Annotated in this window: 16 protein-coding genes; 9 read left to right on the plus strand and 7 right to left on the minus strand. The window is 66.4% G+C overall.

The features are described 5' to 3' along the window. The first annotated feature begins 266 nt into the window (after positions 1–266). The 8 genes from ACFUCV_RS12345 (at position 267) to ACFUCV_RS12380 (ending at position 10,795) form a co-directional block, all read left to right on the plus strand. Complete coding sequence (locus tag ACFUCV_RS12345; protein ID WP_380816102.1) at positions 267–1,565, plus strand: ABC transporter substrate-binding protein; 1,299 nt, start codon at positions 267–269, stop codon at positions 1,563–1,565. 66 nt (positions 1,566–1,631) lie between these two features. Then, positions 1,632–2,771, plus strand: coding sequence for an acetylesterase (locus ACFUCV_RS12350; RefSeq protein ID WP_380816104.1), 1,140 nt, complete (start codon positions 1,632–1,634; stop codon positions 2,769–2,771). Then, complete coding sequence (locus tag ACFUCV_RS12355) at positions 2,768–3,529, plus strand: alpha/beta hydrolase (RefSeq protein ID WP_380816106.1); 762 nt, start codon at positions 2,768–2,770, stop codon at positions 3,527–3,529. Before ACFUCV_RS12350 ends, ACFUCV_RS12355 begins: the two co-directional genes overlap by 4 nt. Positions 3,530–3,581: 52 nt before the next feature. Beyond that, complete coding sequence (locus tag ACFUCV_RS12360; RefSeq protein WP_380816108.1) at positions 3,582–4,889, plus strand: ABC transporter substrate-binding protein; 1,308 nt, start codon at positions 3,582–3,584, stop codon at positions 4,887–4,889. 73 nt (positions 4,890–4,962) lie between these two features. After that, positions 4,963–6,141 (plus strand): mandelate racemase/muconate lactonizing enzyme family protein, encoded by a 1,179-nt coding sequence (locus tag ACFUCV_RS12365; RefSeq protein WP_380816110.1) that lies wholly within the window; start codon positions 4,963–4,965, stop codon positions 6,139–6,141. 66 nt (positions 6,142–6,207) lie between these two features. Then, positions 6,208–7,560, plus strand: a complete 1,353-nt coding sequence (locus tag ACFUCV_RS12370) for an ABC transporter substrate-binding protein (protein WP_380816112.1) — start codon at positions 6,208–6,210, stop codon at positions 7,558–7,560. Positions 7,561–7,676: 116 nt separating this feature from the next. Continuing rightward, positions 7,677–9,689, plus strand: a complete 2,013-nt coding sequence (locus tag ACFUCV_RS12375) for a DUF6807 family protein (protein ID WP_380816114.1) — start codon at positions 7,677–7,679, stop codon at positions 9,687–9,689. Then, positions 9,686–10,795, plus strand: a complete 1,110-nt coding sequence (locus ACFUCV_RS12380; RefSeq protein WP_380816116.1) for a M24 family metallopeptidase — start codon at positions 9,686–9,688, stop codon at positions 10,793–10,795. The genes ACFUCV_RS12375 and ACFUCV_RS12380 overlap by 4 nt, the downstream gene beginning before the upstream one ends. A 97-nt stretch (positions 10,796–10,892) precedes the next feature. On the opposite strand, the gene ACFUCV_RS12385 is transcribed toward ACFUCV_RS12380, so the two are convergent. The 5 genes from ACFUCV_RS12385 to ACFUCV_RS12405 are packed head-to-tail and all read right to left on the minus strand — an operon-like array spanning position 10,893 to position 16,788. Further along, positions 10,893–12,344, minus strand: a complete 1,452-nt coding sequence (locus tag ACFUCV_RS12385; protein ID WP_380816118.1) for an aldehyde dehydrogenase (NADP(+)) — start codon at positions 12,342–12,344, stop codon at positions 10,893–10,895. Positions 12,345–12,392: 48 nt separating this feature from the next. Then, positions 12,393–13,475, minus strand: coding sequence for a mandelate racemase/muconate lactonizing enzyme family protein (locus tag ACFUCV_RS12390; RefSeq protein WP_380816121.1), 1,083 nt, complete (start codon positions 13,473–13,475; stop codon positions 12,393–12,395). 11 nt (positions 13,476–13,486) lie between these two features. Next, on the minus strand, positions 13,487–14,410 hold the full coding sequence (locus ACFUCV_RS12395) for a 5-dehydro-4-deoxyglucarate dehydratase (RefSeq protein WP_380816123.1): 924 nt from the start codon (positions 14,408–14,410) through the stop codon (positions 13,487–13,489). Positions 14,411–14,420: 10 nt separating this feature from the next. Next, entirely contained in the window at positions 14,421–15,356 is a 936-nt protein-coding gene (locus ACFUCV_RS12400; protein ID WP_380816126.1) for an NAD-dependent epimerase/dehydratase family protein, read from the minus strand. A gap of 1 nt (position 15,357) precedes the next feature. Beyond that, positions 15,358–16,788, minus strand: coding sequence for a Gfo/Idh/MocA family protein (locus ACFUCV_RS12405; RefSeq protein WP_380816128.1), 1,431 nt, complete (start codon positions 16,786–16,788; stop codon positions 15,358–15,360). A gap of 213 nt (positions 16,789–17,001) precedes the next feature. On the opposite strand from ACFUCV_RS12405, the gene ACFUCV_RS12410 reads away from it, so the two are divergent. Next, a complete protein-coding gene (locus tag ACFUCV_RS12410; protein ID WP_380816132.1) occupies positions 17,002–18,027 on the plus strand; it encodes a LacI family DNA-binding transcriptional regulator in 1,026 nt (341 codons plus the stop codon). A 69-nt stretch (positions 18,028–18,096) separates the two neighbouring features. Here the strand turns inward: ACFUCV_RS12410 and ACFUCV_RS12415 are convergent, their stop codons facing one another. Together ACFUCV_RS12415 and ACFUCV_RS12420 are read right to left on the minus strand one after the other, a co-directional pair. Then, on the minus strand, positions 18,097–19,356 hold the full coding sequence (locus tag ACFUCV_RS12415) for an NAD(P)/FAD-dependent oxidoreductase (RefSeq protein WP_380816134.1): 1,260 nt from the start codon (positions 19,354–19,356) through the stop codon (positions 18,097–18,099). 152 nt (positions 19,357–19,508) lie between these two features. Further along, complete coding sequence (locus ACFUCV_RS12420) at positions 19,509–25,040, minus strand: fibronectin type III domain-containing protein (RefSeq protein WP_380816136.1); 5,532 nt, start codon at positions 25,038–25,040, stop codon at positions 19,509–19,511. Positions 25,041–25,059 lie beyond the last annotated feature (19 nt).

Raw genomic sequence — 25,059 nt, forward strand, 5'->3', positions numbered from 1 at the left:
CATGAGAACCTCCTTTGCTTTTATCTCGGGGAAAATTGGGAACTGTGTACTTGCGTTCAAAACGTGCGTGCTGGCGGGCCGGCTGCGCAGCTGGATGGTTGCCCAAAGGATGAGATCCAGACCACAAACCCAAGCGGCTTATTCCAAAGTAAGCGTTTTCTTGACGTCTGTACAGCCCGTCGGCTAGATTTCGAGAAAGCGTTTTCTGTGACGGACGCCACAACGGCTTCCGAACCGCGGGAACGCAACACCATAGAGATTGGACAATGATGTTTCAGCTCAAAAAATCAATGACGCTCGCCACGGGGGCCCTTGTTGCGGCGTCGCTGCTGCTGACGGGTTGCGGAGCCTCCAGCACCAGCGGGACAACCGGTACGGCGGAGGATCCCGTCACCATCCGCTTTGCCTGGTGGGGCAATGACGCCCGGGCCAAGACGACTTTTGAAGTCATCAAGGCCTTTGAGGCGCAAAACCCCGGCATTAAGGTCAAGGGCGAAAATACCGAGTTCAGCGCCTACTGGGACAAGATGGCAACCCAGATTGCCGGCGGTGACACGCCCGATGTGTTGGCCATGAGCGGCTCCTACCCCAGCGAGTACTCCAGCCGCGGGGTCCTGCTGGACCTGGAGAAGGTCAAGGATGAAATTGACACCGCCAAGTTCGCTCCCGGCACCGTGGAGCTCGGCCAGATCGACGGCAAGCAGTACGCCATTCCGGCAGGCGTGAACTCCCTGTCCATGATCCTTGACCCTGCGGTCTTCAAGGCCGCCGGCGTCGAACTTCCCGATGATGAAAGCTGGACCTGGGAGGAATACCAGGACCTGTCCACGCAGATCTCCAAGAATTCGCCACAGGGCACCTTTGGCACCTCCCCCATGGCCAATGACTCCTTCCTCGCCGTGTGGGCACGCCAAGGCGGTGAGCCGCTGTACACGGAGGACGGCACCAAGCTGGGCATCAGCGAAGCCCGGGTCGCGCAATGGCTGGAGATGAATCTGGAGCTGCAAAAGTCCGGTGGCGCCCCCTCGGCTTCCCAAACAGTTGAAGACGGTTCCGCGCAGCCGGAGCAGACCCTCCTGGGCCAGGGCAAACAGGCCATGAAGGTCTCCTGGAGCAACCAGATGAACTCCTACTCCGGCAATGAACTGGCCATGATGAAGCTCCCCGGCGAGTCCCAGTCAGGTGGCGCCTGGCTGCGTTCATCCATGGAATACGGCATTTCGGCCAAGTCCAAGAACACCGCAGCCGCTGCAAAGTTTGTCGACTTCCTGGTCAACAGCGAGGAGGCCGGGAAGTTGATCAAGAGCGACCGCGGCATGCCCGTGAACCTTGAGGTCCGTGCCGCCGTCCTGCCGCTGTTGAAGGAAAACCAGCAAAAGGAGGCGGCCTACCTGGACCGGATTGCGGACATGAAGCTGACGGCGCCCCTGCCGTTCCCCGCCGGATCTTCGGCCACCATGGAGGTGTTGAACCGCAATATGACCGACGTCCTTTTTGAAAAGGCGGCTCCGGTTGATGCGGCCAAAAAGTTCATTGACGAGGTCAACTTGAACCTGGCCAAGTAACACCCGTGCTGTGTCCACGGGCGCCCTTGACTTCACGGGCGCCCGTCATCTCCCAGAAAGGCTCCCGTGGATCCCTCCGTCCGGCCCAGCGCCATCCCCGGCTACGATGACTGGCCCGCTTATGTCCAGCTGCGGGGCACCGCCAGCGTTTCCCCGCAGTCACAACCGCTGGCGGATGCCTTGGGTGTGCCTGCGCCGCCAACGGAGCTTGCCGTGTCCACCGATTGGGAGGAAACGTACGACGGCGTGACCACCTCCGCGCTGAGCTGGCAGTTGGGCTTCGGGCCAACAACGCGCGCCTGGCTGCTTCGGCCGGCGGATGCCGGGGGCCCGCTGCCGGGAGTGTTGGCGCTGCACTGTCATGGCGGCAACAAATACACCGGCGCCAGCCGGCTGATTGCCTTCCCTCCGGGCCGCGCCGAGCCGGGGGTGGAAACCGACAGCCCGCGGCACCAGCTGTACGGCGGCCGCGCCGTGGCAACCGAACTGGCCAGGGAGGGCTTTGCCGTGCTGGCCCATGACACCTTTGCCTGGGGCAGCCGGCGCTTCCCGCTTGACCGGCAGCCATGGCGGACGGAGGATGCCATGGCTGGACGGCGGGCCCAGTGGCGGGAGGCGCACCATGTTCCCGGCCCGGAGCAGGAATACAACGCAGCCGCCGCCTTCCATGAGGACACCGTGGCGAAGGCCGCAGGCCTGATGGGCACCAGCCTGGCGGGCATGGTGGCCCACGACGATCTGGCCGCCCTGGCCGTGCTGCGGGCAACACCGGGCGTCGACCCGGCACGGCTGGGCTGTTTTGGCTTCTCGGGCGGAGGCGGGCGGGCAGTGCTGCTGGCGGCACTGTCACCGGACATCCGCGGGTACGCGGTGACGGCCATGATGACCACCTTCCAATCCCTGCTCCCCGCCTATCTGGACGCCCACTCCTGGCTCCTGCAGACACCCGGCCTGGGGCGGCTGGGGGAATGGCCCAGCTTTACAGCACTTGCCGCCGCAAGGCAGTTTCTGGTGCAGTACGCCTTGGCTGACCCCTTGTTCCCGGCACAAGGGATGCATGATGCCCACAGCCTGCTGGCCGATCTGCATGCCCCCGGCCGCTACACCGGCACCTTTTGGCCCGGGGGCCATGAATTCACCGTGCCCATGCAGCGCCAGGTCCTTGATTTTTTCCGTGCAGCACTGACCCTTGGAGCCACGCCATGAACCCAATTCCACAGCCCGGAATTTTCTGTCCCGGGGCTTTGGCCGGCCAGCCGGTGTTCATTGTCCTGCCGGGCGGTGGCTACCACCGCCATGGGGACCACGAAGGTGCCCCGGTGGCACGCTGGCTCAATTCCCTGGGATTGAATGCCGTGGTGCTGCACTACGCCGTCGCGGCTGAACAAGCACCGGACGCGCTTCACCCCGCGCCACTCAATGATGCCCGCAGCGCCCTGAAGTGGCTGCGCTCGGGGAAGTCCGGGCTTGCCGTGGACACCACCCGCATTGGGGTGCTTGGATTTTCCGCCGGCGGGCACCTGGCGGCAACGCTGGCCACGGGAGCCGGAGCTCCGCCGGCGGCAGACCGGCCGGAGCTGGCCATCCTGGCCTATCCGGTGATTTCCCTGGTCTCACACTGCCACCAGGGATCGGTGGATGCGCTGCTGGGCCCGGAGGCCCCCTGGGATCTGCGGCGCGCCCTGTCCGCGGAGCTGGCCGCCGACGCCGGCACTCCGCCCACGTTCCTGTGGCACACAGCCGATGATGCCGCAGTGCCGGTGGAAAATTCCCTGGCCTACGCCTCGGCCCTGGCACGACACTCGGTGCCCTTCGAGCTGCACGTGTTTCCCCACGGGGAACACGGCCTGGGTTTGGCCGCCCAGGAGCCGGAAGCCGGCCTGCACCCCGCGGCCGCATGGACCGCCCGGTGTGCCGCCTGGCTTGCCGGCCATGGCTGGTGCACCCCCAACGGCACCGTGTGATTTCCGCCCACGCCCTTTATTTTGATCCACAACCCCATTGAAAGCAGGCACCATGCGCTCCACGATCAACAGACGCCAGTTTGGGCAACTTCTTCTCGGCACGGCCGCGGTGGGCTTGCTGGCCACCGGCTGCGGCAAGGACGAAGCCACCGCCGCGGACGGCACGCTCACTTTGGGCTTTGCCTGGTGGGGCAACGAGTTCCTCAATGCCCAGACCAATGAGGCCACCGCTGCTTTTGAGAAGGCCAATGCCGGCATCAAAATTGATCCGCGTCCCGGCGATTGGGCCAGTTACTGGGACAAGCTGGCCACAGTCACCGCCGGCAAGGACTCTCCGGACATCATCCAGATGGACCAAAAGTACATTGCCGAATACGGCGGCCGCGGCGCCTTGGCCGACCTTTCAACCCTGGGCGTGGACGTCTCCGGCATTGACCCGCAGGCACTGGCCACCGGCCAGTACTCCGGCAAGCAATACGGACTCAGCACCGGGCAAAACGCCTTGGTGGTCATGGCCAACACCGCAGTCTTCAAAGAGGCCGGGGTGGAACTGCCCGACGATCTGAACTGGACCTGGGATGACTACACCACGCTGGCTGCCAGGATCACCGCCGCAGGCAAGGGCAAACTGTACGGCGCGTCCTACGGCAACAATGAATCAAGCCTGATTATTTGGCTGGGCCAACACGGCGAGCAGCTGTACACCGACGACGGCCAGCCGGGCTTCACAACCGAAACGGCCGCGAAGTTCTGGGAGCAGCTGAAGCTCCAGCGTGACCGGCAGGCCAGCCCGCCGGCAAGCATCAACAGCGAGGACGCCTCGGCGAGCCTGGAAAACAGTCTTTTTGGCACCAACCGGCTGGCCATGGGCTGGAGCTGGACCAATCAGCTGGCCTCCTTGGAAAGCGCCACGGGCAGTGGGATCAAGATGCTCCGCGCCCCCAGCCTGACCGGATCGGCCAAGGACAACGGCATGTATTACAAGCCCACCATGTACTGGGCGGTTTCCTCGCAGTCCAAGCACCCGGAACAGGCCGCCAGCTTTGTGGATTACCTGTTGAACAGCCCCGAGGCCGGGGAAATCCTGATGACCGACCGCGGGATTCCCACAAATGGCGACATCCTTGCCGCCATCACCCCCAGCCTCAAACCCGCCGACGCCCTTGTGGTGAAGTTCCTGGCGGACATTAAGGCCGACATCAACCTGGCCCCGCCCATACCGCCGGTGGGTGCCAGTGGCGCCCAGGAAGCCATCATCCGGCAGACGGCGGACGTGCTCTTTGACAAGACCTCCCCGCAACAGGCCGCAGAGGCCTTCGCCACCGAGCTCAAGGCGATGCTGGACTCGGCACGGAAATAATGTTCTTGTTACGCGCGTCACAGTGGACTAGGATTACTGAGAAAACGTTTTCTGACAGCTTGGAAGGATATTCATGCCAGTGGCATCCGCACCTTTAACAACATCCCGGAACGTTGCCTTGGGCAGCCGGATTGAATGGCTGCGGCTCTCCTCGGTGGCACTGCCGCTGGCGGTCCCGGTCAGCGATGCCAAGGTCTTCACCGGGCGGCAAAAGCCCATGAGCGAGGTCATCTTCCTGTTCACCGAGATCCGCACGGCGGACGGCGCCGAGGGGATTGGATTCAGCTATTCAAAGCGGGCCGGCGGGCCCGGCCAGTTTGCCCATGCCAAGGAGATTGCCGGGGAGCTTTTGGGCGAGGATGCCAATGACATCCAGCGCCTGTGGACCAAACTGGCCTGGGCCGGAGCGTCGGTGGGCCGTTCCGGCCTCGCCACCCAGGCCATTGCCTCCATGGACATTGCCCTGTGGGACCTGAAAGCCAAACGGGCCAGCCTTCCCTTGGCCAAACTGCTGGGCGCACACCGTGATTCGGTCCGCTGCTACAACACCTCCGGGGGATTCCTGCACACTGCCCTGGAGCAGGTGCTGGACAATGCCGACGCCACCGTCGCCAACGGCATCGGCGGCATCAAGATCAAGGTGGGGCACCCGGATTCCGCCGTCGATCTGGCCCGGGTGGCGGCCGTCCATGAGCGGCTGGGCGGGAAGGTTCCGCTCATGGTGGACGCGAACCAGCAATGGGACCGGGCCACTGCCCAACGCATGGGCAGGATCCTGGAGGACTACAACCTCGCCTGGATCGAGGAACCGCTGGATGCCTACGACGCGGAAGGACATGCGGCTTTGGCCGCATCCCTGGACACCCCCATTGCCACGGGGGAAATGCTGGCCAGCGTAGCCGAACACTGGGAGTTGATCCGGCACCGGGCCGCAGACATCATCCAGCCCGATGCGCCCCGGATTGGCGGCATCACCCCCTTTTTGAAACTGGCGGCCCTGGCCGATCACAACGGGCTCGAGCTGGCGCCGCACTTCGCCATGGAGATCCACCTGCACCTGGCGGCGGCCTATCCACGTGAACCCTGGGTGGAACATTTTGACTGGCTGGAACCGCTCTTCAACGAGCGGCTGGAAACCAGGGACGGCCGCATGCTCGTTCCCGAACGGCCGGGGCTGGGCGTCACCCTCACGGACCAGGCCCGCGCCTGGACCGTGGCAACCGCGGAATTTGGCGCACCCGGGACCCGGTAGGCGCACCGGCAACACCACACACTTGCAGATCCACCCAAACCTCAGTCAACGTAGATTGGAACCAACATGTCAAAATCACCCACAAATTCCGTGGTGCGGGCAGCAGCGGACACCCAACTTTCCCGCCGGGGATTCCACCGGCTGCTGGGCGGAGCGGCACTGGGCACCACGGTGGCCCTGGCACTTGCGGCGTGTGGTTCAGACGCCCCCGCCACCAATGCGGACGGCCAGGTTGAAATCCGCTTCAGCTGGTGGGGCTCGGACGGCCGGGTGAAGGTGACCAATGCCGCCATCGCAGCCTTTGAGGCCGAAAACCCCGGCATCAAGGTCAAGGCGGAATACGGTGACTGGAGCGGATACTGGGACAAGCTTGCCACGCAGACGGCAGGGAACGATGCTCCGGACGTGCTGCAGATGGACGAGAAGTACATTGCCGAATACTCCTCCCGGGGCGCCCTGCTGGATCTTTCCAAGCACCAGGTGGATACCGCCAATCTGGTGGCCGACGTCCTCAAGGCAGGCCAAAGCGACGCCGGCTTGACAGGGATTCCGGCGGGCATCAACGCCGCCACCATCATTGCCAACCCCAAGGTGTTCAAGGACGCCGGCGTGGAACTGCCCGATGACTCCAGCTGGACCTGGGATGACTACAAGCGCATTGCCGCGGAGATCACCGAAAAGACCGGCGACGGCATTGTCGGTTCCACCGCGTACAGCGCCGACCAGGCCTCACTGAACGTCTGGCTGCGGCAAAACGGCAAGGAGTTCTACGCCGCGGACGGGGCCCTTGGCTTTACGCCCGCAGACATGGAGGGCTGGCTGGCGTTCCTGATTGAGCTCGGCGAGGCCAAGGCGATTCCGCCGGCATCGACGGTCATTGAGGAGCAGGCCTCGCCCCTGGACCAAAGCGCCACGGCCACCGGCACGGCCGCAATGTCATTTTGGTGGTCCAACCAGCTCCCCTCGCTGGAAAACGCCGCCGGCACCGAACTGGTGATTTTGAACTACCCCTCCCGGACCGGGACGTCGGCAGACGCGAAGCTTTGGTACAAGCCTTCCCAGTTCTGGTCGGCGTCGGCACGGACCAAGCACCCCGAGGAATCGGCCAAGCTCATCGACTTCCTGGCCAACAACACGGCAGCCGGCGAGGCCCTGCTGGCCGACCGCGGCGTCCCCACCAGCACGGTGGTCAGGGACGCCGTGGCGGACAAGATGACAGCTGTGGACAGGCGCGTCATTGAATTCATTGACGGCATCAAGGACAAGCTGGGCCCGGTCCCGCCAAGCGTCCCCAAGGGCGCCGGCGCCATGGAGGACATCATCAAGCGCTATGCCTCCGAGGTCATGTTCGTGCGCCAGACCCCGGCGGATGCCGCCGGCAAGGCCGTCGACGAGATGACTGCCGCGCTCGCCAACTGACACAGCGGCACGGACCCCGCCAGGTCCCTGCCACGCCGCCGGGCACCGAAGGACAACAGCTGTGGCGCCTCATCACTGGGGCGCCACAGGACGTCATGCAATCAAAGGATTGACACATGGGCACCACGAAACAACTATCCGAGCCGTCACCCCAGGCGGGGGCGGGCACCCGGACACCGCGCGTGGCCCTGGTGGGTGTCCACGGCTTTGGTGCCCACCACCTGCGCAACCTGGACCGGCTGGAAGCGGCGGGTGCGGTGAAACTGGTGGCCGTGGCGGATCCCCAACCGCCGGAGGATGGCCGGCTGGCCGGGGATGTGGCCATCTTCGACACCTTGGCCGGGCTGCTCGACGCCGGAACCGCACCGGATGTGGTCATCATCGCCACGCCCATCCAAACGCACGCCGCCCTGGCCCTGGCCGCCCTGGCCGCCGGTGCCGACGTCTACCTGGAAAAGCCCACCGCCGCCTCCATGGCCCAGTTCGAGGAACTGCGCGCCGCCGCCGAAGCCGCAGGCCGTGCCGTCCAGATCGGCTTCCAGTCGCTGGGGTCGCTGGCCCTGCCGGCCCTGGCCGGCATCATTGCCGACGGCACCCTCGGCACGGTGCGCGGCTGTTCCGCCACGGGCCTGTGGGTGCGCAGCAAGGCCTACTACCAGCGCTCCCGCTGGGCCGGAAAACGCAGCATCGACGGCGTGGACGTGGTGGACGGCGTCACCACCAATCCCCTGGCCCACGCCGTCGCCACCGCCCTGCACATTGCCGGCATCAACGACGCCGACGCCATCGCATCAGTTGAGACCGACCTGTACCGTGCCCATGACATTGAAGGCGACGACACCTCCACCGTGCGGATCACAGCGAAGGAGGGCCCGGCGGTCCTCTGTGCCCTGACCGTGTGCGCACCGGAACAGTCGGATCCATTCATCACTGTCCACGGCACCGCGGGCACGGCCGTCTTTTACTACACCGCGGACGTTCTGGAAATCACCACCGAAGCGGGCACCAGCCGGGTTGCCCATGGCCGCACGGACCTGCTGGAGAACCTGCTGGCGCACCGGTCCGCCAACACCCCGCTGTTGAGTTCGCTGGAGAACAGCGGGGCGTTCATGCGCGTGCTCGAGGCCGTGCGCACCGCCGCGGATCCGGCCCCCATTGCCGCCGAACATGTCCAATGGCTCGGTGAAGGCACGGCCGCGCACCCGGTCGTGGCGGACATTGGCAGCTGGATCAAACGGGCCACGGCGGCGCAGGCCACCTTCAGCGAACTCGGCGCACCCTGGGCACGTCCCGCCCAGGCGACGGATTTAATGGAACTGTCCGGGGCAACCGTGGCCCGTGAAATCAGCGGCGCAACACTGGCCCCCACGCTTTCCCCGCGGCCTTATCTGCATCCCGTCACCACCCTGGCCGGGACCGTCGTCACCGACGCCATGCCCCTGGACCATGTCTGGCATCTGGGGGCGGGCGTGGCGCTGCAGGACGTCAACGGTGTAAATTTTTGGGGCGGCCGGACCTACCGGCGGGAAAACGCCGGCTACATCTGGCGCCCGGACCATGGCCGGATCATCCGGTCCTCCGCCGCGGACAGCGGCACTTCCCGCCACGAGAAGCTGGGCTGGTGCGGCCCCGACGGCGTGCGGATCCTGGACGAATCACGCACCTGGAGCTGGCAGGCCCGTGATTCCTCCGCCTGGCAGCTGACGCTTCGCTTTTCCCTCACCCCCGCCGGCTCCGGCCCGGTGGCCCTGGGCAGCCCGGGTTCCAACGGCCGGGAAGCCGGCGGCTATGGCGGCTTCTTCTGGCGCCTGCCCCCCGTTGCACACAGCACTGTCCGAACGGCCTCGGCCAGCGGCGAGGAGGCAGTGCACGGCAGCCGCGCGCCCTGGCTGGCGTGGTCCGGCGAGTTTGGCACAGCTCCGGCAACCCTTGTCTTCACAGCACCACCGGAGGCCGATGATCCCTGGTTTGTGCGGGCTGCAGGCTACCCGGGGGTGGGTTCCTCGCTTGCCTGGGATGCCGCCGTCGTGCTTCAGGCCGGCGAAACCCTCACCCGGACCGTATCCGTCATCATTGCCGACGGACTGGCCACAGACCAGCAGATCAACGAATGGACCAGCACCCCATGAGCATCACCACCGCCCCGGCCCATCCCGCCGGGAACAACGATCCAGCCCTTACCGCCGCCGACCGCGCCGTCAAACGGGCCCGGGTGCTGGACATCCTTTCCGCAGCGGGGCGCGAGTCCGTGCTGCTCACCAGCCACACGGCCGTCAGCTGGTACCTTGATGGCGGCCGCGTGGGCATCAGCCTGGCCAGCGAGCCCGTTGCCGCCGTCCTGGTGACGGCCGGCGGCGACCATCTGGTCACGTTCAACAACGAGGCGCCGCGGCTGGCGGCCGAGGAGATTCCGGCCGGCATCACGGTGCACGAGGTCCCCTGGCACGGCTCCTTGACGGATGTGGCCGGCTGGTTTGGCCCCGGCAGGCCCCCCGCCACCGAGGCTGAGCTGGCCGGGGAGCTGCGCCTGGCCCGCCGCTCGCTGCTCCCCGGGGAGCTGGGCCGCTACCGCGGGCTCTGCCGCGAGTCGGCGGAGATATTGACGGATGTCCTGTCCCTGTCCACCCCCCACACCACCGAGCGACAGCTCGCGGCGGCGCTGGCACAGCGTGTGGTGGCCGCCGGCGCCGATCCTTTGGTGCTGTTGGTCAACGGGGAATCCAGGGTCCAGCACCGCCACCCGCTCCCCACGGATGCCCCGCTGGGCCGCAGGGCCATGGCCGTGGTGTGCGCCCGCCGCGACGGCATGATCGCCAATGTGACCCGTTGGGTGCGGTTCGACGGCGGCACCGGTGCCGAGCTGGATGCCGAGGCCCGGATTGCACGGGTGGAGGCCGACATTTTCAACGCCACCGTGCCCGGAGCCTCGATTTCAGGGGTGCTGGCGGAAATCCGCCTCGCCTACGCCCGGCACGGGTTCGGCACCGGGCAGTGGCAGCACCACCACCAGGGCGGGCCGGCGGGATACGCCGGCCGGGACCCGCGCGCCACCGACGCCGTCAGTGACACCGCGGCACTGGACCAGCCGTTCACGTGGAACCCCTCGGGACCGGGAGTGAAAATTGAGGACACCGTGCTGTTGACAGCCTCCGGGATCTGCCCGCTGAGCGTGGATTCCCGCTGGCCCGCAAGCGAGGTCAACGGCATCCTGCGCCCGGTGACCCTCCAGCTCTGAGCCGCAGAAACCAAAAGCCCCGGGGCGCCAAAGGCCCGGTTGCCACTTTGGCAACCGGGCCTTCGCCAAGCTCAGCGGGACGTCATGGCCGCCAGCCTCAACCGAGGGTGAGGACACCGTCCACCCGGCGCGGGATGCCCAGCGGGTTGTCCTCGAGCAGGGCCTGCGGCAAGACCGCTGCCGGGGCGTCCTGGAAGGCAACGGGGCGTTGGAAGCGGCGCACGGCGCTCGCACCCACCGAGGTGAACAGGGAGGTGGTGGCCGGGTAGGGGCCGCCGTGCTGCTGCGCCCAGTTCACCGCCACCCCCGTGGGCCAGCCACCAAACAGCACCCGCCCGGCCAGGCCCGTGAGCTGGTGCACCAGGGCGGCAATGTCCTCGCCGTCCTCCGCGTGCACCGTGGCCGTCAGGCTGCCCGGCACCAGGGCCAGGGCAGCGGCAAGTTCGGCCCCGTCACGGTATTCAATCAACAAGGTGGTGGGGCCAAAGCACTCCTCCAGCAGCTCCTTCGGGTTGGCAATGACGCTGGCCGCGGTGGTGGAAAAGAGCACCGCACCGGCGCCGTCCGCTTCCGCGTCCTGCTGCGTGGAACCGCCGAGCACTGTGACGCCCGGCTGGGCGGCCAGGGCGGCCAGCCCGGCCGGGTATGCCGCGGCAATGCGGTCGGTGAGCATGGGGGCCGCCGCCGTGCCCACGCATTCGGCGGCCACATTGGCGCCAAAGGACGTCCCTGCCGGGATGAACACCAGGCCCGGTTTGGTGCAGAACTGGCCGGCTCCCAGGGTGAAGGATGCGGCCAGTCCGGCGGCAAGCCCGCTGCCGCGCGCGGCCAGGGCCGCCGGGGTGATGACCACTGGATTCAGGCTGCCCAGTTCACCGTAGAACGGAATGGGCTCCGGGCGGGACACGGCCAAATCAAACAGGGCGCGCCCGCCCGGGATGGACCCGGTGAAGCCCACAGCCTTGATGAGCGGATCCTGCACCAACGCGGTGCCGGCTTCCCGGCCGGCGACCAGGGAAAACAGGCCCTCGGGAGCGCCGGCGTCCTTCAACGCCTGCGCCACCACCTCCGCCGTCCGTTTGGAAAGTTCCAGGTGCCCCGAATGTGCCTTGACGATCACGGGGCAGCCCACGGCCAGCGCCGAGGCCGTGTCCCCGCCGGCCACGGAAAAGGCGAACGGGAAGTTCGACGCCGAGAACACGGCCACCGGGCCCACCGGGTGCAGGATGCGGCGCAGGTCCGGCGACGGCGGGGTGGCGTCGGGCTTGGCGTGGTCAATGACGGCTTCCAGGTAGGAGCCTTCGGTGATGACGCGGGCAAAGAGGCGCAGCTGGCCGGTGGTGCGGGCCACCTCGCCGGTCAGTCTGGTGGTCCCCAGCCGGGACTCGGTCTGGGCCAGCCCGACGAGTTCGGTGGCATTGGCGTCCAGGGCGTCGGCAATGGCCAACAGCCAGGAGGCCCGCTCGGCGTCGCTGGCCGCGGCCGCCGGGGCGGCGGCGGCGTGGGCGGCGGCGGTCAGGTCTTGAAGTTCCTGCGTTGCAGTCTGCACGTGATTGTTTCCTCTGCTGGTGGGTGGGGCCCGTTGTGGGCGGGCAAGCTAGCGGGCGGGGATGCCTGCAGCAAACTGCAGTCCCAGCCCTGGACGTCCGGTGCCGGAAAGCCGGCTGTTGCTGATGCTGACCGGGGAGGGTCCGGCCAGGATGCCAAGTTGTTCAAAGGAGGCATCCTCCACGGCCTCCACCGCCACCTCCACGGGCAGGGTCAGCGCCAGCTGGCCGGAAAGTTCCGGCAGCAGGTGCGGGGCAACGGCAATGCTGTGGGTGCGGGCCAACTCCACAATGCGCCGGAACGGGGTGATGCCGCCAACCCGGACAATGTTGGGCTGGATGATGTCCACCGCTTCGGCGTCAATGAAGTCGCGGAACCGTTGGATGGTGTGCACGTTTTCGCCCAGCGCAATGGGCACCGGCGAGTGCCTGCGCAGGCGCTTGTAGGCCCAGAGGTCGTCGGCACGCAGCGGTTCCTCCAGCCAATGGAGCTTGAACTGTTCCAAACGGGACAGGGCCCGCAGGGTGGTCGGCAAATCCCAGCGCTGGTTGGCGTCAATCATCAGCGCCCGGTGGGGCCCAATCACGGCGCGGACCGCGGCAACGCGCTCCACATCCTCGGCAAGGTCCGCCTTGCCCACCTTGATCTTCACGGCGGAGTGCCCGGCAGCGACCCAGCGTCCGGCCTGCGCCACCAGTTCCTCCAGGGTGTAGTGCAGGTTCACGCCGGAACCGTACACCTCCACCGAGTCGCGGCGCTGCCCCAGCAGGCCGGCCACGGAACTGCCGGCATTGCGTGCGGCCAGGTCCCACAGGGCCAAATCCAGACCCGCCATGGCGATGGTGGTCAACCCGCCCCCACCGGCCTCGTGCAGGCGCAGCCACAACGCGTCCCACAGGGGCTCCGGGGTGGCGGGAAGGCCCACGGCGAAAGCGGCAATGTCGTGATCGAGCAGGGCCTTCACCGCCTGCGGGCCAATGGTCGGCGTCCAGGAAAATCCGTGGCCGGTGCCGCCGTCGTCCGTGTGCACGGTGGTGGCAATGATGTGGTTCTCCGGCGCCTCAACCCCCCAGCTGCGGCGCAGTGGCACCGTCAACAGGCGGGTGCTCAGGGCGGTGATCTTGGCGTTCATCGGCTGGTCATTCAGGCGTTGGCCAGGGCGTGGCTGGCGGCAAGTTCGTGGCCCCTGGCCAGGATGGCGGCCAGGCGCGCTTCCTGCTCCGCCGTGGGGTCCACCAGCGGCGGGCGGACCCGGCCCACAGCCAGCCCGGACTGGCGGATGCCGGCCTTGATCAGGGAGATGCCGAAACCGGGGGTCTCATCACGCAGGCGGACCAGGGGCGCGTAGAAGCCCTCGATCAGTTCCACGCGCCGGGCCTCGTCGCCGGCAATGTAGGCGCGGTAATAGGCGGTGGCAATTTCCGGGGCCATGGCGAAGGCGGCCGAGGAATACAGCGGCATGCCCAAACCGCGGTAGGCGCCCTGGGTGAGCTCCGCCGTCAGCAGGCCATTGAAGAACTGGAAGTCCTCCCGGCCCGTGGCCCGGACGGCTGTGACAATTTCCTGGGCCAGGCCCACGTCGCCGATCCCGTCCTTGAAGCCAATGACCTTGGGGTTCGCGGCCAGCTCCACCATGGCGGCGGCGGAGAATTTTGCGTTCCCGCGGTGGTAGACAATCACCGGCAGTGCGGTGGCGTTGGCAATTGCCTCGATGTAGGCAACAAGTCCGTCCATGGGGGCGCCCACCAGGTAGGGCGGCAGGACCAGCAGCGCATCGGCGCCGGCTTCGGCGGCGGCGCGGGCCACATCCAGGGCGTGCCCCAGCGGCCCGCCGGCTCCGGCAATCACCGGCACGGCACCATTGACAACCTCGACGGCGGCACGCACCACAACGCCCACCTCGGCCAGGCTCAAGGCATGGAATTCGCCGGTGCCGCAGGCGGGGAAGATCCCCCCGGGGGCAAAGGGCAGGCGGGAAGCAATGTGTTCCTGCAACAGGGCCACATCCACGCTGCCGTCCTGGGCGAAGGGGGTGACGGGGAAGAAAAGTACGCCTTCAAATTTCACTGCGGGTCTCCTAGTGTGAGGCGGCGGACGTCAAGTCCGCACTGTTGGTCTCGATGAGCTCGGTGCGCCAGCTGTGGTGCGGCGTCCAGCCCAGAACTTCTTGGGCCTTGGCAATGGAAAAAGCCGGGCTGGTGCCTGTCAGGCCGGCGGAGAGCTCTTCACTGCCGGGCAGATATTGCGGCATGAGCTTGTTCAGGGGTTCTACGGCGAGCGCGTCGGCGGCACCCACAAAGAACGTCTGGGCGTTCTCAATGGTGTCCATTTTCGCCAGCAGCACGGCCAGGAAACCGGCCACGTCGCGGGCGTCCACATAGTTGAACAGTGCCGGGGCGGACAGGGCCGGATCCGCCAGGCGTTCGGCCAGGGTGTGCCCCTGTTGGGTGGGTGCGCCGGCCCATTCCTCCGGGGAAATGACGTAGCAGGGCCGGAACGCGGCGTAGCGGACCGATCCGCCGTGGGCGGTGGCGAACATGCGCATGACCTGTTCGGCCACCATCTTGGACAAGGCGTAGGCGTTCCAAGGCCGGGGGACGGTGTTTTCATCCAGCGGGAAACGCTCCGGCAGCCAGCCTGCAGGATTGCCGTAGCCCAGCACGGTGGGGCTGGACGCCGTCACAATGCGGCCCACGCCGGCGTCGGTGGCGGCCCGGAGGACGTTGTACGCCAGCATGGTGTTGGTCTTCAGGATCACCTCTTCCGGTGCGCTGAAGGGGACCGCGATCGCGGCGAGGTGAATGACGGCGTCGGGCCGGTGGCGGGCCATGGCCGCCTCCACCGCTTGGCCGTCCAGCAGGTCAACTGCCTCCTGCACGACGCCGGCGGCGAGCCGGTCCGGGGGCAGTACGTCCCGGTCCAGGGATATGACCTGGTGGCCGGCGTCGGCGAATCCCGCCACGACGCTGCGGCCGAGGCGTCCGGATCCGCCGGTGATCAGCACAGTGGTCATCTCATGCCCCTTCGGGGGATTTGGACAGGTCCGCGCCCAGGCCCAGCTCCGGGATGCCTACGGGCAGGCCCGTCAGCAGGGATTCATTCCCGGCAATGCCCACGGCCACCGACCGCAGGCCGTCAAGGTAGCCGGAGGGGCGTCCCAGCGGGTCCTCGCCGGGTCCGTTGAAAAGGTCCGCCAGCAGCAGCGCGTCGCCGCCGCCGTGGCCGCCGTCACCATTGATGATCGGCACCTCGTAGGCGGCCTCCCAATGGCGCTGCACCACCAGGCGCTCGCCATTGCGGCGCACGGCGTCATCCTCCTCGATGGGTGTGGCGCTGGGATCCACCACATTCTTCTTGTCGGCGCTGTGGTGCACGGCGGCCCGCTCCACCACCTCCAATTCCGCCCGGCCCTCGGTGCCGTTGATGGCCACCCGGTAGCCTTCCCAGGGGCTGTGGGCATTGAGGGAGTAGCTCAGGGTGGGCCCATTCGCATAGTCCACCGTCAACGCCAGGTTGTCCTCGATGGTGATGCCGTCGGAGAACACATCCTGGTCGCGGATGTAGCCGTCAAACTTTTCATTCTCAAAATACAGGGCCCGCAGTTTCCCGTCCTCGCGCAGGTCCAGCGCAAAGGGGTCTTGCACGCCGTCGTCGAGGCTGCCCCGGGCGGGGCGTTCGCCCAATCCGCGTCCGGCTGCGTTGTCCGCCCCGTAAAAGCGCAGGCCGCCGGAGGCGTAGACGCGGGCCGGGACATCGTCAATCCACCAGTTGACCAGGTCAAAGTGGTGGGAGGCCTTGTGGATGAGCAGGCCGCCGGAGTTTTTCTTTTCCCGGTGCCAGCGGCGGAAGTAGTCGGCGCCGTGGACGGTGTCCAGCACCCAGCTGAAGTCGATGCTGGTGACCTTGCCAATCACGCCGCCCTGAATGATTTCCTTCAGGGCGCTGTTGCGCGGGGAGTACCTGTAGTTGAAGGTGACCACCACGTTGCGTCCGGTCTCGGCAATGGCTGCGGTGATGGCGCGGCAGCCGTCCACGTCAATGGTCAGCGGCTTTTCCACCACCACATCGGCCCCGGCGCGCAGCGCTTGGACAATGTAGTCCGCATGGGTGTGGTCGGGGGTGGTGATGATGACCCGGTCAATGGAGTTCTCCGTGATGAAAGCCGTCAGCTCCGCCGGATCAAAGGCTGCCGGGGCAGGCTCTGCGGCAGCGCCGGCGTCTGGCGCCTGGTCTGCGTGCAGCCGGCGGGCCCGCTCCAGGTAGTAGCTGGTCCGCCCGGGATTGGCGTCTCCGATGCCCACCAGCACAGCCGTGGCGGCGTGCGGTCCCATGGCCGCCTCAACGTACATTTCGGCACGGGATCCTGCGCCGACCAGTGCCAGGCGCGATTTCCGGCCCGTTCGCTCTTCTGCCGCCCTCGTGGCGGACGTGGCTTCGGTTCTCATGAGTTTGGGCGACCTTTCGCAACACAGTTGAAAATTCCTGCCAACCCCGGCTTTTGGTGCTTTCCCGCCGGGTGGCTGGTGTACTAGGCTGATTCTGAGAAAGCGTTTTCTCAGTCCGTTATATGCTTTCTATCAACAGTCAGGGCGTCAGGTCAAGGCCGGGCATGCACTTTCTTGCCTTTGACGCCGCCATCTCCAGCCTGAGGGACCACCATGGCCAAGCGAGCCCGCACCACCCGCATAGGGATATCAGATGTTGCCAGCAAAGCCGGCGTCTCCCTGGCAACAGTTTCGCGCGTCATGAACGGGAACTTCAGCGTCGATCCGCAAATTGCCGACAGGGTCAGGGCCGCCGCCACGGAGCTGAAATACCAGCCAAATCCCATGGGCCGCAATCTGGCGCGGGGCAAGACCGACACCATCGGCGTCGTGGTGCCCGATCTCGCCAACCCCACCTTCCAGGGCGTGCTGCGGGGCGTCAGCCGGGCTGCGGCCCAAGACGGCTACCGGGTGCTCATTGCCGACTCCTCGGAGGTCTCCAGCGAAGAGGCGGTCCTGGCCGGAGAGGCACGCAGGCGCTGTGACGGGGTCATTCTGTGCGCCCCCCGCATGAGCCCGGCGGAATTGCAGGAACTGGCGCCGAGCCTGCACCCGATGGTTTTGGTCAACCGCACCACGGAGGCCGCGGACAGCCCCTGCGTGATGGTGGACTACGGTCAGGGGATCCAGGGGCTGGCCACGCATTTGGCGCAGCTGGGGCACACCCGGATCGCCTATGTGGCCGGACCGGAAAGCAGCGCCTCCAACGCCTCGCGTCTGGCCGGGCTCGAGGCTTTTTCGCAGACGCACCCCCACATTGAGCTGGTGTTCCTGCAAAGCGGATCCACCTTTGAGGACGGCCATGAATCCGCCAGCGATGTCCTGGCGTCCAAAGCCACAGGCATCCTGGCCTTTAATGACCTGACGGCCATGGGGCTGCTGAGCAGCCTCAATGAACGCGGCATCAAGGTGCCGGAGGACATCTCCGTCACGGGCTTTGATGACATCCCCTTTGCCCGGTACACCACTCCCCCATTGACCACGGCGGCCGTGCCCATCCTGAGCGTCGGGGAGCATGCCTGGGAGCAGATGCGCGAACTGCTCGACGGCGCCGCACCGGCCCAATCACGGCAGGTCTTTCAGCCCCACCTCGTGGCGCGGGGAAGCACCGGGGCGGCTGCGGCCAGTTCCGGGCACTGACGGCAGCCTCCCCGCCGCTCCGCGGACGTCGGCGCAGCGGCGTCAGCGCAGGGCATCTGCACAGGGGCGTCAGCGCAGCGGGTTGAAGTGGCGCAGTGTGGCTGGTGCGGGGTTGCCCGTCAGCCCGGCGGCGACCATCTTTCCGGTCAGCGGGCCAAGGGCCACGCCCCACATGCCGTGCCCGCCGGCGACGTGGACGCGCGGGGACCGCGTGGGGCCAATGAGCGGGAAGCCGTCGGTGGTGCACGGCCGTGAACCCACCCACTCCTCCGCGCGGTCTTCCCAGTCAATGCCGGTGAACATGGGTGAGGCCGCCTCGACAATGGCCTGGATGCGGCGTGGATCCATGGGCGCATCCACATTGCGGAATTCCATCATGCCAGCCACCCGGAAGCGGTCACCCAAGGGGGTGCAGGCCACGCGCTGGGCGGGAAAATAAATGGGATGCGTGGGCATGGCCTCGGGAACAACTGTGAAGCTGTAGCCGCGTCCCGCCTGCACCACCCGCTTGACGCCAAACTTTCGGGCCAGGGCTCCCAGCCAGGCACCGGTGGCGAGCACCACGGCGTCGGCCTGCAGGGAGCGCCCTTCCGATCCAATCACTTCCACGCCCGGGCCGGTGTCGCGGACGTCGAACACATTGAACGCCGTCACCAGGGTGGCGCCGCGGGCCACCACGGTGTCCGCCAGGGAGTGCATGAACGCCGGCGGGTTGATGAAGCGCTGCCGGCGGATCTCCACGCCGGCCACCACAGCAGTGCCCAGCGTGGGTTCCAGTTCCTGGATCTGCGCCCCCGAAAGGAGGGTGAAGTCCACTTCACCGCCCGTTTCCCGGATCATGTGGAATTCGCGCACCAGCGCGTCGCGGTCCTTCAGCGAGGCAAATCCGGTCAGGAAGGGCTCGGCGGGGCGGGTGGGCTCGGCCATCGCCGGAGTGCCGGCGGCCAGTTCGCCAAAGGCGTCAATGCCGGTGCGGCCAATCTCGGCAAAGACCTTCATGGCTGCACGCCACTTCCCCGGGGTGCAGTTGCGGGCAAAGCCGGCAAGGAACTTCAGCAACGAGGGGTCGGTGCTCAATGGAATGTACAGCGGCGAGGAGGGATCCAGCATGGCCTTGAAGCCGTAGCCCAGGACGGCCGGTTCACTCAGTGGCAGCGTCAGTGCCGGTGTCAGCCAGCCGGCATTGCCCCAGGAGGAACCGGAGCCCACCTCCCCGCGGTCCACCACCGTGACCTTGATGCCCTGCTCCTGCAAATACCAGGCGGTGGAGAGTCCAATGATCCCCGCACCAATGACGACCACATGCCCAGGCGCCTTTGCACTGACCACGATCCACACTCCTCGCGCGAATGCCGGCCCTCTTTTGCGCCGGCGCTGATCCCAAGCTAGCCCGCTTTGCCTTTTCCCCCAAATGAGGCCCGTGCCACAGCACGACGGCGCGTCCCCCAGCTGCGGGGGACGCGCCGTCGTACCGGTACGGATTACTTCACTGGTGGGCCGGTGACCTTCAAACCGGTCCAGCCATGCAGGCCGCCGGCCGCGGTGAGCAAGACCAGTTTGTTGTTGCCGGGTTTGGTGCTTTCCGGGGTGGTCACCGTTATGGTGCCATCCTGCGACACCTGGTGCCATCCAAGCCCGTTCTCATTGAGATAGACGTAGAACTGCTCACCCGGGGTCAGCTTGGACAACTTCACCTCGGAGGAGCCGCGCGGGAACTTCGCAGCACCCAGGCCAAGATCAATCTCGGTGTCCTTCTTGAGCCGCTTCTGATCCACAGGGTCTGGAGCGGGCGCGACGCCGGGGTTCACGGGCTCCCCCGGTGCAGGCGCGCTGCCGGTGTAGAAGATGCTCGGCGCGGCAGGCGTCTCCATGCCCTCCCCCAGGAAGTAGGAGGTGTGTGGCGGCTGGTTGTAGGCGGTGTTCTGCCAAGCCACACCCATCCTGTAGACCGGGTCCGACTGCAGGGTGCGCAGGCGGTGGTCGGTCAAATCCACTGTGGTGGCAATCCGCAGCGCCGAGGAATCATCCAGCCGGGTCACCAGCTCCTCACGCCAGTCACCGAACAAATCGGCCTGCAGCGACGGGTTGCCCTTGGTGTCATTGTTGGACAGGGTCCCGGCGGCCCGGTAGATCTCCTTGCTGGTGTTGGTGGTCCAGTCCCATTTGGAGATGGTGGGCACGCCGGTGCGGCTTTCTTCCGTCCAGGCGTGGTCGGTGACCTCCCGCAGGAGGTCCCCATCCCACCAGGTGAGGAAGTTGGCGGCCGGAATGCTGGTGCTGATGAGCTCCCCGTTGGCGGCCTTCAACTGCCCCACAGGGGAGTTCCAGGCGGCGTCGCCGCCGATGGCCCAGCCTTCCGCGCCGGGATGGGTGGGATCGATGTCGGCCATGGCGCCACGGCCGGTGTCCTTGACGGCCGGGATCCCCCAAAGCACCTCGCCGGTGGCGGCGTCACGGTACGTTGCACCATATTCGGTGCTTGAAGGCACTTCCTCATGGGTCGCGAAGACCTCCAAACCCGGCCGCGACGGGTCAAAGTCGGAGACATGGAGCGCGTCGCCGTGCCCCAGCTTCGTGTTGTACAGCACCGATCCGTCATCGTCCAAGGTCATGGAGCCAAAGATGATTTCATCCTTTTGGTCCCCGTCGACGTCGGCCACCGAGAACTGGTGGTTGCCCTGGCCGCGGTACTCATCCCCGGCCTCATTGGAGTCAAACACCCAGCGTTCCTTCAGTGAGGTGCCGTCAAAGTCATAGGCTGCCACCACCGTGCGGGTGTAGTAGCCCCGGCTGAAGACCACGCTGGGGTGCTCGCCGTCCAGATGTGCCACGCCGGCCAGAAAACGGTCCACGCGGTTTCCATAGCCGTCCCCCCATGCCCCAACGTCCCCGCGTTCGGGGGTGTAGTCGATGGTGTCAATGGCAGCACCGGTGGCGCCGTTGAACACCGTGAGGTATTCAGCGCCGGTGAGCACGTAGCCGCTGGAATTGCGGTGGTCGGCACGGGGGTCCCCAATGACGGTTCCGGCGCCGTCAACGGTACCGTCGGCGGTCTTCAGGGTCACCTCCGCCGTGCCGTCGCCATTGAGGTCGTACACCTGGAACTGGGTGTAGTGCGCCCCTGCCCTGATGTTCTTGCCCAGGTCGATGCGCCACAGCCTGGTGCCGTCCAGCCGGTAGGCGTCAACGTACACATTTCCGGTGTAGCCGGCCTTTGAGTTGTCCTGGGAATTGGTGGGGTCCCATTTCAGGATGATCTCGTAGCTGCCGTCCCCGTCCACATCGCCAATGGAGGCGTCGGAGGCGCGGTAGCCATAGGGCTGCCCGTCCTTCGTGTAGCCGTCGGCGGGCTTGTCCAGCGGCACGTCAAGTGTCTGGGAATCCCACACGGTGAAGGCCTCAGTGGCCCACAGTTCGGCTCCGTTGAGCACCGTCGAAATCCGGTAACTTGAGGCGGCGATGCCGTCGGCGTCCAGCACATTGGTGCTGGAGGTGACCGGCGCATCGTTGACCTTCACGCCGTCGCGGTAGACGTTGAAGCCAATGGCTTCGGGATCCAGACCCAGCATGCGCCAGCCTACATAAACGCCCTTCTCGGTGGCCACTGCAACAGGGGCCCGGTCCAGGCGTTCCGCCTGGCGGACCAGGGTGGTTACTGCCTCGGTGGTGACCGGCTCGGACCTGTCCGAGACGCCGCCGCCGTTGACCGAGGCCACCGCATACTTGTAGGCAATGGTGGTCAGCACGGTGGAGTCGGTGTACTGGGTTTCCCCGGCACGCCCGAGCAGTTTGAAGTCGCCGAAGCTGCCGTCAGCCTTCGCATCGGCGCGGAACACCTGGTAGAACAGGGCGCCGTCCGCTTTCGGCCAGGACAAGGACACGTCGTTCTTGTTGACGGCGCCCAGCACTGGCTTGCCGGGAACGGCGGCCTTGGCCACGGAGGTGTCAACTGTTGCCACCTCAATGGTGTTCGACGGCACGGATTCGGTGCCGGAGAGGTCCAGGGCCACCACGTAATAGCTGTAGTCCAAACCAATTTCGGCTGTGCTGTCGGTGAATTCCGGTGCCGTTGCCTCCCCCAGGGGTTCGGCCGCCTCCGCCGTGCTGGATTTGCGGTAAACGCGGTAGTTGCCCGCATCGGTGCCGGTCCAGCCCAGCGAAACGGTGGCGTGTTCGGCACCAATGGAGACGTCCGTGGCGGCGAGCGCGCTGGGCGCCAGCAGCAGCGGCGTGATTTCAATGCCGTTGAGGCGCGAGGAACTGCCGCCCATGACAAGGTTCAGCTGCCCGTCCAGGACCTGGACGGGCTGGCTGAGCTTGGCCGAGACCGAGCCCTTGCCGGCATTGGAGGCACCAAAGTCCTTACCCTCAATGCGGACCTCCGACTTGGAGGTGCCGATCCAGTCGCCGTTGTAGGTCTTGACGGCGTAACTGCCGTTGGGGACGTCCACGGCAAACTCGTGGGTCGAGCTTGGCAGCAGGAAATCACGTTCCAGATCGTTCGGGGCCGGGTCGAAGCCGATGCCCCGGTCACGGCCGCCCAGGCCATCGACGTTGAGGAATCCCCAGCCCTTCTCCTTGTTGTACAGCGACTTTTCACTGGCTTCAAGGTAGCCGGGCATCAGCGGGTTGCCGGCCAGCTGCACATCGAACTTGTACAGCGGTGCCTTGGTCTGGACCCGCACCGCCTTTGACGGCGCGGAGTCACCCCTGGCGTTGACGGCCACCACCTGGAAATCATAGGAGGCTCCTTCTGCCAGGTTGCCCACGGTTGTCTGGGGCAGCGTTGAGGTGGTCACCAGGGCCCAGTCGGCGCCGTCGGTGTCCCTGCGGAACACCTTGTAGATGTCGGCTCCGTCCACGGAGGCCCAGCTCAGCTGCGCACCGGCATTGGAGATGGAGCCCGCCACCAGATTTGCCGGCGCGGCAGGCACTGCGGCGGGCGCTTGCGCCTCCACCACCTCGGCAGCCAACGGAATGTCGAGTTTGGCCACGTCGGCGGCAATCAGGCGGGCCATCTGGATGGCGCCGTACTCCTGGAAGTGGGTGTCGTCGGCTGTCCCGGAAGGGCGGGACGGGTAGACGCCGGCGGGAACGTGCAGGAAAACGGACAGTGCCGCTTCCGGACCCACGCTGTCCAGGTAGGCGCGGGAGGAGGCTGAGAGGTCCACAAGTTCGGTCCCGGTTTCCGCGGCCAGTCCACTGGCGGCGGCCACGTACTCCGGGAAGGACACGTTGAACTTGCCCGTCCCGGCGTCAAAGGAGCGCCGTGACACGGGGGTCACCAGGATCGGTGTTGCCCCGCGCTGGAGCGCGCCGTCCACGTAGGTGCGCAGATATTCGGCGTAGTCCGCCGGGGCCGCGTACCTGTCATCAACGCCCTTGCTGTTGTCATTGTGGCCGAACTGGACGAAGAGGTAGTCGCCGGGCCGGATGCCGCGCAGGACCTCGTCGAGGCGGCCCTGGCTGATGAAGTTCTTGGAGCTGCGCCCGCCGATGGCCTTATTTTCCACCGTGACACCGTCGGAGAGGTAGCGGTCCAGCATCTGCCCCCAGCCGGCCTGCGGCGCATAGTCGGAGGTGTAGCTTTGCACGGTGGAGTCACCGGTGATCCATACCGTGGGCTTGGCTCCGGCCTGGAGGGGTGACTTTTGGGTCAGGACCAGGGCGTTGATGTTCGCGGCCGTGCCGCCAAAGTCGAGGTTAAGCTGGCCGTCCACCACGGCAATGTCGAAGGACATCTCCAAATAGTTTCCCGCGGTCTTGGCAGTCTGCTGCACCTTGGCCATTTGCTCGGCCAGGATGGAAATATCGGTGGCGCCCGTGGCGTCGCCGGCAATCAAGTCCGCCGTGTAGTCGCCGTTGGGCAGGTCGGCCACAAATTCGGTGTCGCCCACTGTGACAAAGTCACTGCGGAGGGCGTCGTTGCCGCCCCTGTCCTGTGCGGTGGTGGCGGCAGGGTCCACAAAGCCTGCCCGGTTTTGCGCCGTGTAGGCAGTTGCGGCGTCAATGCCCACTGCGTTGGCGGCAACCGCGCCGTTGCCAAAGTCAAAGGTGAGGGTTCCCGCCGCGGGAAATGCCGCAGGGGTTCCGGGCAGGGAGGAGACGGTGGCGGCGGAAGTCGCCGAGAGGCCTTGGGCGTCCTTGGCCTGGACCTTGTAATAGTGGATTTTGGTGGTGTCCACCTTGTCTGCGGCAAAGACGTCGCCGGCGGTTTCGGCCACCTTGGCGTAGCTGCCGTCGACGGTGTCCGAGCGCGAAACCACATAGCCGGTGGCGTCCTTGACCTCATTCCAGCGCAGTACGACGGCGGTGTCGCTCACGTGGGCCATGCGGACGGCGGTGGGTGCCGGCAACTGCGATGTTGGCGGAGCCGCGGGTTCAGTGGCTTCAGGTTCGGTGGGTTCGGTGGGTTCGGTGGGTTCGGTGGGTTCGGTGGTGGGAGGGGCCCCGTCGGCTGCGGTGATGACGATGGCGTTGATGTAGCCGCCGGCGCCTTCGCCGGTGACGTCAATGCTCAACTGCCCGTCGGTGACGGTGGCCTGCCACTTCTGCGTGGTGACCGCCTGGCGGGCCGAAATGGTGCCGGCCACCTCCCCCTCAAGGGAAATTTTGGTTTTGGTGGTGGACGTTCCGGCCAGCTGGTCCCCCGAGCGGATCTCCACGTCATAGCTGCCATTGGGCACGTCCACGGCGAAGCCCCAGGCGGTGCCGAGCACAAAATCGTCGTTGACGTCGTGGGCGGGGGCCACGGTCCGGTGCCGGGAAACAGGCTGCACCCCGTCGACGGGGACAATTCCAAAGCCGGTGGCCTGCGTGTACAGGGATCCCTGGTTGACGGCCGTCCAGCCTGAACCAACCGGGCTGGAGGGCGTGCCAAAGTCAAAGGACCAGGTCATCGCGTCCGCTGTGGCCACGGCCGGCAGGCCCAGCAGGGTCATGCCGCAGGCCGCGGTCACGGCAATGGTGGATCTGACCCTGGCGGGATATCGATGTTTGGGCGGGGCTTGCATGGCATCACTCCTTGATTCG

Source organism: Specibacter sp. NPDC057265 (genome assembly GCF_042668835.1).
GTDB lineage: Bacteria > Actinomycetota > Actinomycetes > Actinomycetales > Micrococcaceae > Specibacter.